General features: G+C 44.9%; 8 protein-coding genes. 5 read left to right on the forward strand and 3 right to left on the reverse strand.

What is annotated here, in order from left to right; all coding sequences use genetic code 11:
• Positions 1-2: 2 nt before the first annotated feature.
• A complete protein-coding gene (gene moeB / locus KHN78_RS17695; protein ID WP_211917715.1) occupies positions 3-755 on the forward strand; it encodes a molybdopterin-synthase adenylyltransferase MoeB in 753 nt (250 codons plus the stop codon).
• A gap of 127 nt (positions 756-882) precedes the next feature.
• Here moeB and KHN78_RS17700 read toward each other — a convergent pair whose 3' ends face one another.
• Positions 883-3924 (reverse strand): M66 family metalloprotease, encoded by a 3042-nt coding sequence (locus tag KHN78_RS17700; protein ID WP_211917717.1) that lies wholly within the window; start codon positions 3922-3924, stop codon positions 883-885.
• Positions 3925-4265: 341 nt separating this feature from the next.
• Between KHN78_RS17700 and KHN78_RS17705 the strand changes: the two genes are divergently transcribed.
• From KHN78_RS17705 to KHN78_RS17715, 3 genes are all read left to right on the forward strand, one after another.
• Positions 4266-6371: an LruC domain-containing protein gene (locus KHN78_RS17705; RefSeq protein WP_211917719.1), complete on the forward strand. Its 2106-nt coding sequence runs from the start codon at positions 4266-4268 to the stop codon at positions 6369-6371.
• A 12-nt stretch (positions 6372-6383) separates the two neighbouring features.
• Positions 6384-6821, forward strand: coding sequence for a hypothetical protein (locus KHN78_RS17710; RefSeq protein ID WP_211917721.1), 438 nt, complete (start codon positions 6384-6386; stop codon positions 6819-6821).
• A 606-nt stretch (positions 6822-7427) separates the two neighbouring features.
• The gene (locus KHN78_RS17715) at positions 7428-8258 is read left to right on the forward strand and encodes a sulfurtransferase (protein WP_211917723.1); all 831 of its coding nucleotides are present in this window, start codon (positions 7428-7430) and stop codon (positions 8256-8258) included.
• Positions 8259-8345: 87 nt separating this feature from the next.
• Here the strand turns inward: KHN78_RS17715 and KHN78_RS17720 are convergent, their stop codons facing one another.
• Together KHN78_RS17720 and KHN78_RS17725 are read right to left on the reverse strand one after the other, a co-directional pair.
• Complete coding sequence (locus tag KHN78_RS17720) at positions 8346-9641, reverse strand: glycoside hydrolase family 18 protein (RefSeq protein WP_211917725.1); 1296 nt, start codon at positions 9639-9641, stop codon at positions 8346-8348.
• A 129-nt stretch (positions 9642-9770) separates the two neighbouring features.
• Complete coding sequence (locus KHN78_RS17725) at positions 9771-10772, reverse strand: sugar-binding transcriptional regulator (RefSeq protein WP_211917727.1); 1002 nt, start codon at positions 10770-10772, stop codon at positions 9771-9773.
• A gap of 465 nt (positions 10773-11237) precedes the next feature.
• Here KHN78_RS17725 and tal point away from each other — a divergent pair, with 465 nt between their 5' ends.
• A complete protein-coding gene (tal, locus tag KHN78_RS17730; RefSeq protein ID WP_211917729.1) occupies positions 11238-12188 on the forward strand; it encodes a transaldolase in 951 nt (316 codons plus the stop codon).
• Positions 12189-12247: the final 59 nt, after the last annotated feature.

Here is a 12247-nt window from a genome sequence, read left to right on the forward strand (position 1 = left end):
TCGTGGATATTCTTTCCGATCAGGAAATGCTGCGTTACAACCGCCAAATTATCCTGCGTCAATTCGATTTTGAGGGACAAGAAGCCCTTAAGCAGGCTTCAGTGCTCATGTTAGGAGCCGGCGGTTTGGGTTGCGCCTCTAGTCAATATTTGGCAACCGCTGGTATTGGCAAAATTACGCTGATTGACGATGATGTGGTGGAGCTATCTAACTTACAGCGCCAAGTACTGCATCACGATGCGGATATTGGCCGTAAGAAAGTCGAGTCTGCTGCCGAGGCGTTGCGCGAGCTTAACCCGCACATCACGGTAGAAACCGTTGCAAAACGTCTGGATGACACCGAGCTGCAAGACTTGATTGAGCAGCATACGATTGTGGTAGATGCCTCTGATAATGTCGACACTCGCAATCAGCTTAACCGTTTGTGTTTTGCGACGAAAACGCCGTTAATCTCCGGCGCGGCCATTCGCATGGAGGGCCAAGTGAGTGTATTCACGTATGATGATCCAACCCAACCGTGTTACCAATGCTTGAGTGCCCTATTTGGCGACGGTGCACTAAGTTGTGTGGAAGCAGGCGTCATGGCCCCCGTCGTCGGTATTGTCGGCGCAGTACAAGCGATGGAAACCATCAAGGTGATTGCAAATTACGGTCAGCCAAAGAAAGGAAAAATTCTGATTTTGGATGCCTTGAGTATGTCTTGGCGAGAAATGAATCTGATGAGATTGCCAAATTGTCCGGTGTGCAGTCAGTAATTTTTAGCACCGTACATTACATCGTCACGTAACATCGACGTTACTACGATTGGTTTAAAAAAAATCCCAACCAGCGGCGACTGATTGGGATTTTTATTATTCACTTTTTAATCTGAATTCAGATTCATTAGTAGTAAGAATATTGACCATGACGGCTTGAAAACACCCACTGTCTGCCGTTTGACCAATAAACTTCTGGCTCTTGCACACATTGACCGCTGTCATTCACAAAACCTGCACCATAGAACTCATTACCTGCCGTTAATGAACACAAGTTTTTGTCATTGTTGTCTGTTGCTTTTACGCGTTGACCAACCGATTCAAAGTTAAGTAGTGACAACCATTCAAACTGGTTAATTTGAGATAACACAGGGCGCTCACCTTGGTCGTCACGAACCGTAATTTCACTGCCGCCCGTACATTGGAACTGACCCGAACTTACCTCTTCGACGTATCCATGCAGCACTTTCGTTGTGTTTGAAACTTGCATTGGGAAACGGCACAAATACGGTCTCTCATCACCTTTCAACAACGTAGCCAGTTTAGAACGATCGGCTTTTTTCAATGCCGCTGGATCAAAGTTTTCTGTATGTTCGAACCAACCAGTAGGCAAATCAGACTTCGCCGCTTCGTAGCCATGTTCTTGACCAATGATCACAGGGCCGCTCAACTGCTCTGCCGCTTCTGATGGTGCAACGTCCAATGAATCCAATACGGAGATTTCTCCAGAGCCATCACGACACTCAATGGCAATATTGGTTGGGTGCTGGCTTGCATCTAAGTTCAGGTGGAACTTGTTACTTTGGTCAGCGCCATGACGAGCACCCGCCAACGCAATTTCTTCCACCTCTCCACCCGCGTAGGTGACATTCAACTGGCACTGCTTCTGTGACGCTAACGCATATTGCATAATGCCACCTTGGTGAGTCGCATAAGCCCAATTTGCACCATTGGTATGCTTAACGTTATCAATTTGCTTACAGCGACCATCGGCAAGGAAACCTGCACCATCATGAGCTGTGCCACCTTTATTCAATGAACACAAAGTTTGCTCGCCCAGTGCTACTGTTGGCGTGTATGTCACTGAACCTACAAGGTCGCCTTTGCTTGCAAGTAGCAAGTAATCGCCTACCGCAGAAACTGGCAGCTCACGCTGGCCGTTTACAGACCAGTACATTTCATTGGTCGTACGGCAGGTGTTGTTTTCATGGTCTTCATGGCCGATAAAGTTCGCTTGCTCGCCATTTGCGTTGGTGTAGCTAAACTGACACAGTGGTAGCCACTCACCATCGACGATCATGGTTTGCCATTCAGTATTCGAGCGTTCAAATTCTGTTAGGTTCGCAACGTTTTGCCATCCCTCAAGCTGAAGCTCGACATTGGTTGGCTTTGGTAGTTCAAAAACGTTACCGTAGTTTGAATATGTCAGTGGGAAAATTTGGCTAGGGTTGATATTCAACGGATCATAGATACCCAATACCGTAATGACAGGGACACCATGTGCAATAGGAGCCGAGTAATCGACGTCTGATTCAACATAACGCTGCGTTTCTTGATCCCACTCGGTGTAGCCAGTGCTGCTATCAAGGTTCACTTGTTTAACTGCATTAAACCAATTTTGTGTCACCTTTGTACCCGTAGGGTGCTCTAAAGTGTAACGGCTAACTAAACCCAGTTTCGCGCTCTCGCCACCTGCCATTGCATCACGCGTATAACGATACTCACCGGCAAACGGAGGCACGATTTGACCTCCAACTTCATTCGTTGTCGCTTCACCACTCCAATGTAGGTTACCTATAAAGCGATTGTAGAATGCATCCCAACCCCAACCTGTTGTTAAATCATGCGACGATGCATTGGTTGGCCAGTGACCGCGCCCATAGTTATGGCCTAATTCATGAGACCATTCGTTACCCACACTACTGCTTAAGGTAACGATACCGCCGCCACCACTCAGACCATGATTGACAATACCATTAGTGTAAACGCCACGGTTATTATGTGCAGTAATGTGGTTAGTACGACGGTTATAGCCCTGCGAGTAGCCTGCGGTATCTGTAATGCCAAAGTTGGCGTTGTTAATACCCGTTGAAACTAACGCTTTACCAATCGCTTCACGCATATCGCCGCCGTATACACCACCCTCATCATCACTATGTTCGGTATAAACTTTACCGTTCGGCAGTGTTACTTTGGTTAAATGAAAAGGTGTGTAATCGGCAACAATGAGTTTAGATGCAGGGATTTTTTGAAAGTAGTCCGCAGCAAGCGTGTTCATTTCATCAATCATTTGGTACTGGTTACGCGGCGTTGTAAGCATACCAATATCAATATTTTGAATAACCAGTTCCGGTGCGCCGCCAAAAACGATCTCAGTTTCTGGAAGTTCACCTGTACGGCCAAAGTTATCCGATAAACGCAATGACAAACCCGGCTTCATCCATTGCCAGTTAATTGGTGCACTCCAAGCATGGTGAGAGAACACCACCTCACTGCGCCCACTGTCACGTTGGTCAGTTTTTGGTTGTGCACTTGGTGGGGTCATTGCAACACGATCAACGACAACACCATCTTCCAAAACCTCTAACCAAAGATGGTTTGTCCAATACGCTTTAGGTGTCACCAGTAGCAATGCGTTTCGCTTCATGATCAAATTTGGGCGCGCATTTTCATCATTACCATTTGGCATCACGCTTGTGTGTGTTTGAGCAAAGTTGATGTGAGCAGATAAGTTACCAGTCAGATGATTTACTGCTTTACGTGCATCGTTATATGCAAGGCGACTAGGTAACGTGTTAAACGTCAATGACTCCGAGGTACAACCCTGTTCATTACACACTTTTAATACCGCTTCGTACTCAGTTTCAGGAGTGAGGTGACCACGATAAAAACCAGACTCCTCAGCATCATTTAAGTAAGCAATTGGAGATGCATTCTCTGGACGTTCAATCAACGTAACTTCGTAGCGGTTATCCTCTCCACTATCTTGCCACTTAAACTGGGCCGCCACGTCAGAAATAGAAGCTAATTGGAAATGAGTGATTGTCGGCGCGCCGTGAGTGCGCTCTACTTGGGTTGATGCATTATTAACGATTGGGGAGGCAATAACCGACACGGTCTGGCCAGCAAAGACCGCTCCAATCAGCATAGACAGTAACTTAAATCTCATACAAACTCTTTATTTTTGCTTTTATCCCATAAATAGGATGAATAGTGTTACCTCGTTCACAAAAACAGACCAGATAAATGGCTTAGAAATGAGACATTGTTTCCAGTAAGGTATGCGGTAAATATGTTTTACCAGTGTCACTCATTCGTTATGACGTCTATTTATCTGTATTTCCCCCTCTTTTTATCCACCGAATTTTTCAATCTCTGATCCTTTCCTCAATTTGACTTTCAAATTCAAAAAACCACTTTGACAATAAATTAACCGCTTAAAAATCAACAAATAAATAACTGGCACATTCCTTTCATTGCATATTATTCAAACCAATAAGAGGGCGAACAATGAAAAGGACATCACTCACCTTTGGGCTTATGATCGCGAGCATGAATGTAAATGCAGCGCCATTCGATACATGCCCAAGCAAGGCATACCTATTTCAATCAACCCCAGTGCAAATTTATGGCGTTAACTTGGTAACGGGTTCAACGACCCTATTAGAAGACGATACTGGTTTGGCTTCGGGCATCAATGGCGTAGGTTTTGATTTTGAAGACCGCTATATCTACGGCTATGACACATCAAATAAGAAAATCGTGCGATTAGGAAAAGATTTTCAGGCAGAAACATTGAATGTGTCTGGCTTGCCAAGTGATCACACGTTCTATGTCGGTAACGTATACAATCACGTGTATTACCTTTATCGCAAAGGCAAAGGACTGTTTTCTATTGATCTTTCTCCGCTAGACTCCAACCCAAGTGCCGCACTGTCGATGACAAAAATCAGCAGCAGCGCCAATGTTAATCTGACCGATTTTGCTTTTCATCCCGGAGACGGGTCGCTCTATGGCATCGACAACAATTCCGGTGTTCTATATAGATTTGCCCCAACAACCGGGAATGCCACCCCGATTGGAGATACAGGGGAAACAGGCACTTTTGGCGCAGGGTACTTTGATGTAAATGGTAACTACTACGTATCTCGTAACCAAGACGGTAAGATCTATCGAATAGATCTATCGGAGAGCAACGCGGTGAATATTGCCGAGGGTATTGTTCCTGCGGTGGAGTTTGTTTCTAACGGTCCAAGTTCGAGCCAAAATGATGGTGCGCGTTGTGCAAATGCGCCTGTCATCGACGAAGATGACCCCATCGACTTTGGCGATGCACCTGACAGCTACAGCACAACACTGAGTTCAAATGGCCCGCGTCATGAGGTCGATGGTATCACGTGGCTAGGAACGGTTGCTCCCGATGGTGATTCTGACGGGCAAGCAAATGACAACGCTGTCGGAACCGCTGATGAAGATGGTGTCGGTTTTGTCTCCGCACTGGACCCTGGCTTAAGCTCAATAATTAATGTCACTGCTTCAACCGCTGGCTATTTGTCAGCATGGTTCGACTGGAACCGAGATGGCGACTTTGATGATGACGGTGAGCAAGTGTTTACCGATGAGCCTCTTAATTCTGGAAGCAACCCACTCCCGTTTATTGTTTCTAGCGCCGCAACACAAGGGCCGAGCTGGAGTCGTTTTCGTTTTAGCCAACAAACTGGCTTGAATTATGACGGAGGGTCAACATCTGGTGAGGTAGAGGATCATCCAATAACGATCACAGGTAACGGTTATTCGGTCCAATACTTTCCGAGCGCTGAAGATTACGCCACCGTGGCTTACGAAGATAATTGGCCATACACCGCAGACTACGACATGAATGACGTAGTAGTAAAATTCCAGATCACAGAAACCCAGCTCTCAGGTCATACCGAGAATATTCGAATCACCGGAGATCTAGCAGCCTATGGCGCGAGCTACAAAAATGGTTTTGCCATTCGCTTACCAGGAGTAGCCAGAAGCGCCATAGAGAACGGCCTGACCACCTTGTCTTTCAATGGCATTGAACAAGATTCCAACGGATTAGAAAGCATATCAGACGAAGCCATTTTTATTATCAGTGAAGACTTAAGTGCTCATGCGTCTAGCAGCTGTAGTTACTTTAGAACCGAGTCAGGCTGTGATGATAATGTCGCGTTGTCTTTTACATTGAATGTCTACTTCACAGAAGACTCTGATCGCTCCGCTATTCAGGCAATGCCCTACGACCCTTTCATCTTCGCAACACCCGGTACCTACCATGGCGATGGCATCACTTTTCAGCCGGGCCGAAAATGGGAGGTTCATCTCGCAGATCAAGCGCCTACTGAGCAATTTGATGGCCAGAATTTATCTGGCATAGGTGTCGATGCGAGTAATCCTGCTCAGGGCATCTATTTTAAAACAGCAACCAACCTCCCTTGGGCGCTTCTCATCGTCGAAGAGTGGGATTGGCCTCTAGAGCGAGTCGATCTCATTGATGCCTATCCCGATTTTCGAACTTGGGCAGAATCAGCAGGTCAGCAAGGCACGGATTGGCACACAAATCCAACCCCAAATCAATGCTACATTCCTTAAGGAGCTATCATTATGAAAAGACTATTCACAATCATCATAGGATTAGCGCTAACCGCTTGCGGAGGTGGGGACAGTGGTGGAGGTACTAGCTCTGCGCCAACACCAACCGTTCAAAGTCCGGAACCAGAAAGAATGCAAGACTTAATTGTGCCTGATGGCTTTAGCTACGACCCTATCGTACAAGGGACCTTAAACGTGAATATCAGCAGTTTCTCTTCACAACGAGCTCATTTGAATGTGTATAAGGAATATAAGCAAAACAGCGCTGGTGGTTTTAACGCAAATTACACCAGTAGAATCGCTTCTGCCGCACTCAAAGATGGCAAAACTAACATCAATTACACACTCTCAGACAGTCAAGGCGACCTGCTTGTTGAAGTGTGGTTTTATGACGGGACAGAGCCATTGCAAGCCATCATTTCTCCTGAAGAAAAAGACTGGATATTATAGAGATAAGTCACTTCATAAGAGAAGCAACCAAAAAATCGCATCGTTTTTTTGAACATGCGATTTTTTTAAGGTACAACAAACATATTTGTGATTGATAGGTACGTTGAGATGGATAAACCAAAGATCTTTCTTTCTGTCTTTATAGCCGCCATATTGGTACTGTTTCTCTGCCTGTTACTCATACCAAAGAGTCATAATGTTCGTCAGATATCGGCACGCGTCATCAATAACACCCTAACCCAGTCTCTCGATGGTCAAAGACGCTACTTGACGGTCGATATACAAGAAGTAGGGATCATTCGTGTATTAGTCCCCACTTCGATAAACTGTCCTGAAGGCGCTAACGCTATTTTTACCCAACCCTCCCAAACATTTGTGGAACACCCTCTTACATTCGTGAGTTGTCATGAACCTAAGTAGGTATTTTTTAAATAGCTATATGTTTCCAAACAACCAGATGTTTCCAAAAACTCTATATGTTTACAAATGCTATCTTTCTAAATAGCTATCTTCCAAAATAACCATGTACTCTCAAATAACTGTCTATATCTCAGTGGTCTTTGGTGTATATCTAAGTGATTCACGCTCTAATAAGGAAACGTCAGAATGTCTGCATTAATCGATGTCAAAGAACTCAAAGAACTCATGGAACAACCCAATATCAAGATTCTCGACGCGAGTATTACTTTTCAGATCCCATCTGAAAGTGAAAAAATAAAAGATAAATGGATCCCCGGCGCACTGCGATTTGATTATGACAACGATTTTTGTCTACACGACTCACCTCTCCCACACATGATGCCAAAAGAGGCCTGTTTCAATCACAGCGCTAAACAACTCGGGCTCAATAACGACGATCTCATTGTGGTGTACGACAACTCAGGAACATTGGCCGCACCGCGTGCTTGGTGGATGTTTAAAGCCATGGGCCATGAAAATGTAAGGATACTTAACGGTGGATTACCTGCATGGATAGACGCAGGTTTTGATGTGTGTGAACAAATCAGTACTCCGCGTACGTTAGGTGACTTCTCCGGAGTATTGTCTAAAACAGCATTTCTGAGCGCCGCATCTGTACTGGACCACGCAAACAACCAAAGTGCGAACATTATTGATGCTCGTTCCAAAGCTCGTTTTCTTGGCCAAGTTCCAGAGCCTAGAGAGGGGTTACGGAGTGGGCATATTCCAACGTCACGTTGTTTGCCTTTTCAAGATCTGATTGAAAACAACCAAATCAAATCACCAGAAGCGTTAACGTCTATTGTCGCGTCACTTACTCTTAATGCTGAAAAGACCACCATTTTCAGTTGTGGTTCCGGTGTCACTGCTTGCATTGTATTACTTGCGGCTTATGAAAGTGGTTATCAAAACCTAAGCGTGTATGATGGTTCTTGGACCGAATGGGGGGCTGATGCGTCTTTGCCAATTGAGTGTTAGTGATAAAAAAATATAGCCGCCGCACTTGACGACGGCTTTACTTGATACCCAAGCCACCTCAAAATGCTTGGGTATCCGAGTCGTATGCTACTTCTGCATCTCTTTATACATCACTTCCACTAGCTCCCCTTTCGGATCACCAGACAACTCCCAAGTAAAAATCCCACCTAGGTTTGCTTGTTTTGCCCAATCCGCTTTCGCTTTGATAGAGCGTTGATCTTCAAACGAGATAAACACTTTCTTTTCAGGGTTCCACAAATACGGAGCTTGTGATTGCTCATCATAATTGTATTCATAGCCTTGCTTCGCGCTGTAGTTCTTCATCAGATCCCAGAACATAAAGTAGCCGTTTTCACCGGTACCGAATTGTGCGCCTTGCTCAGAAACCAAATCTTGTGTGGGTAAGCCGCCAGCAAAGTCTTTAGTACCTTGCCACCCTCGACCATAAAACGCAGCACCGATCACTAACTTCTCACTTGGGATACCAAGTTCAATCATTTGATTAATGAAAACGTCTGCTCCCATTCCCCACCAACTACGTTCCGTCGCGTGCAAGTTAGTCGTATGTCCCGTTTGTTGCCCCCACCCACCAAGAAAATCATACGTCATGGCAAACATATTAGTTAAGTATGGCTGCGCGGCTTTCCAATCAATACCCGCCGCCTTTGGACCAACGCCTACAGCGGTAGAAAGTTCATATTCGCGTTTCGTTTCTTTTGCCAATGCATCCAAATCACCACGCATGGTTTTTACCAGATAGGTAAACGCATCACGCTCTAAGGCTTTTTGTTCGTCTGTTAGCTTAGTATCAGGATTCCAAGGCGAAGTGGTTAAACCCCCACCACCTGGATACTCCCAATCGAGATCGATACCATCAAAGAAGTCATACTTCGCAATTAACGCCACTGCCGTTTTAGAGAACTGATCCATCGCTTGCTGGTTTTTAGCCATTGCGTGGAAAGGTTCAGACATGGTCCAACCGCCAAAAGAGGGTAGGATTTTCAAATCAGGGTGCTGCTTTTTAAGTTCAGCAAGTTGAGCAAAGTGCCCTTTAAATGGAACATCAACAGAAACAGCGCCAAAGTCTTTTTCAAGTGCCGCTTCCGTATCAACCAAAATCGCTGAGTACGGTTCTTTGTCTTTACATTGTTCTGCAACCAACTTTTGTATGGTTTCAGATGCGCCAGTATGAGGCCCGCACATACTTAAAAATGCGTAAATGATATGCGTTAGATTATCCGCAGGGATATCTTTCACGGTGTATGGATTATCAGCATTTGCGTATTGCCAATCAGCAAAATAGCCTGCTACCACTTTTTGCTCGGCTTGAGCAAAACCAGTTAATCCCGTAAATAATGCAGTTGCCAGAAGTGCCTTTTTCATGATTCCCTCCAGAGTAGGTTATGAATTAAACCTACTCCTCGGGAATATTTTTAACTTGAAAACGAAATCAAGCTGCGAGTCATTTATAAAATATCATCGTCATGTTACATTGATTGCATATTATTTGTGCTAAGCCTCTGATGTACTATTACCATGCATTTGTTCATCTAGGTTGAGGACAGTCAACGCATTGCTGACACTAGTCGCGATCACATCAATTGCCCCCGTTCTTAATGCGCCTAGCAATGCCAATGGCTTGCTGTTTTCTGCTGCAATGGCAATCACTTCAGCAATTGGGCGAAATTCCTCAATGCCTAAACCAATCACTCGGTCACTCATTACCGTGTTTGCCACGTTTCCATGGATATCAAAGAAATCATAACCAGCAAAGTCCCCAACGACGCCCTGCATCAATCGAGACTGCACGACTTCATCAGGCGTAAACCACCCCAAATCCACCATGTAGCTGTTTTCGCTCATGTCGCCAATACCTACGAGCGCAATGTCCGCTTTACGAGCTAAATCGAGCGTTTGTTTGACCGTGGCGTTTTGCATAAAAGCAACTTTTTGTTCACGGTTTTCTGCGTAGGCCGGCGCATACAAGGTTTCGGACGTACCGCCATATTTCTTAGCAAACTGTCGGCAAATGTGGTCCGCATTGAACATACCACCACGAGGGTGGATCCCCCCTATACCACATACAAACTTACAATCACGAGGCGTAATAACGCCAATATGGTGAGCAACAGAGGAGACATTACGCCCTTGCCCAACGGTTACGACCATGCCGTTTTTTAGCGTACTGGTTAGATAATTAGAAACCAACCCTGAAACTTGAAGGCGTTGAGCTTCTTCATTGGGTTGATCTAGCGCCACCAGCGCACGTTTGACACCAAACCGCTCAATAAGGCGCTGTTCAATTTTTGCGCTAAAAACGGGATGGTATTTTACGGTGATTTCAACGATGCCCTCATCCCGAGCTTGCTTAAGCATTCGGCCAACTTTGGCCCGTGAAATAGAGAATTTTTTTGATATCTCTTCCTGTGTCGCACCGTCTTGATAGTAAGCGACCGAGATCTCGGTCAATAGATCTGTGCTTTCAATGGAAATATCTTGATTAGAACTGCTCATGTTTTTTCTCGCCCTTTCAGAGGATCGGCATTATAAGCTTCGATGCACATCCGCTCATTGACTTAGCATATGTTACGCATCAATTTAACCATTACATTTGTTCAATGCAATGACATTTTCTCACACAGTATTTTACTCAGTTGGCGCCATGATTAAGCCTTGACCAATAAGGGCAAACGTTTATTTCGGTCAGCCATTAAACGTACAATAAAAAAACGTTGATGAAGTTCACTATAAGTGACTTTCAGCGATTGACTTTCGAGATGGATAGGATAAATATGAATTCATCATTTACTCAGCTACCGATCAAATGTTCATAACAATTGTTCGGAGCCAAAATTTTCCGTAGTTGGCTGAGCAGATGTCTTATTTATCGAAATGAGACGAATGGCCGACGCGCTTGCAAATGCACAAGTTGTGGTATTGAAAGCCACACTTAAGCCCATTTATATAGGATGACCGATTATGAGCAACAAGTTAGAGCAACTTCGTAAACTAACAACGGTAGTAGCGGACACTGGTGAAATTGATGCAATCAAAAAATACCAACCAGAAGATGCTACAACAAACCCATCTCTTATCCTAAAGGCCGCTCAAATCGAAGAGTACGCACCTCTAATCGATGCTTCTATCGAATACGCAAAAGCACAAAGCAACGACAAAGCACAACAAGTACAAGACACTTGTGACATGCTTGCAGTAAACATCGGTAAAGAAATCCTAAAAACTATCCCAGGCCGTATCTCTACTGAAGTAGATGCTCGTCTATCTTACGATACAGAAAGCAGTGTTGCTAAAGCGCGTCAGCTTGTAAAAATGTACAACGACGCAGGCATCACTAACGATCGCATCCTAATCAAACTGGCTTCAACTTGGGAAGGTATTCGCGCTGCTGAAATCCTTGAGAAAGAAGGTATCAACTGTAACCTAACGCTTCTATTCTCATTCGCACAAGCTCGTGCATGTGCTGAAGCTGGCGTATTCCTAATCTCTCCATTCGTTGGTCGCATCATGGACTGGTACAAAGCGAAAGAAGGTCGTGACTTCGAAGCTCAAGAAGATCCAGGTGTAATCTCTGTAACTGACATCTACAACTACTACAAAGATCATGGCTACAGCACAGTGGTTATGGGCGCGAGCTTCCGTAACATCGGCGAAATCCTAGAACTTGCTGGCTGTGACCGTCTAACTATCGCTCCAGCTCTTCTTGCTGAGCTAGAAGCTGCAGAAGGCGAAGTTGTAGAGAAGTTGGTTGATTCTAAAGGCTCTAAAGAGCGTCCTGCTGCAATGACTCACGCTGAGTTCCTATGGGAACACAACCTAGACGCAATGGCTGTTGAGAAAGTTGCTGAAGGTATTCGTAACTTCGCTATTGACCAAGGCAAACTAGAAGCAATGATCGAAGCTAAGCTTTAATCGCTCAGAATTAAAAAAGGGGAACGTTTGCGTTCCCCTTTCAATTTCCAATTCCAATA

The organism is Vibrio sp. B1REV9, assembly GCF_905175395.2.
Classification (GTDB): Bacteria; Pseudomonadota; Gammaproteobacteria; order Enterobacterales; family Vibrionaceae; genus Vibrio; species Vibrio alfacsensis.

Coding starts and splice junctions, on each gene's coding strand:
- KHN78_RS17700 (WP_211917717.1), bottom strand. CDS start 3,924: ATGAGATTTAAGTTACTGTCTATGCTGATTGGAGCGGTCTTTGCTGGC.
- KHN78_RS17705 (WP_211917719.1), top strand. CDS start 4,266: ATGAAAAGGACATCACTCACCTTTGGGCTTATGATCGCGAGCATGAAT.
- KHN78_RS17710 (WP_211917721.1), top strand. CDS start 6,384: ATGAAAAGACTATTCACAATCATCATAGGATTAGCGCTAACCGCTTGC.
- KHN78_RS17715 (WP_211917723.1), top strand. CDS start 7,428: ATGTCTGCATTAATCGATGTCAAAGAACTCAAAGAACTCATGGAACAA.
- KHN78_RS17720 (WP_211917725.1), bottom strand. CDS start 9,641: ATGAAAAAGGCACTTCTGGCAACTGCATTATTTACGGGATTAACTGGT.
- KHN78_RS17725 (WP_211917727.1), bottom strand. CDS start 10,772: ATGAGCAGTTCTAATCAAGATATTTCCATTGAAAGCACAGATCTATTG.
- tal (WP_211917729.1), top strand. CDS start 11,238: ATGAGCAACAAGTTAGAGCAACTTCGTAAACTAACAACGGTAGTAGCG.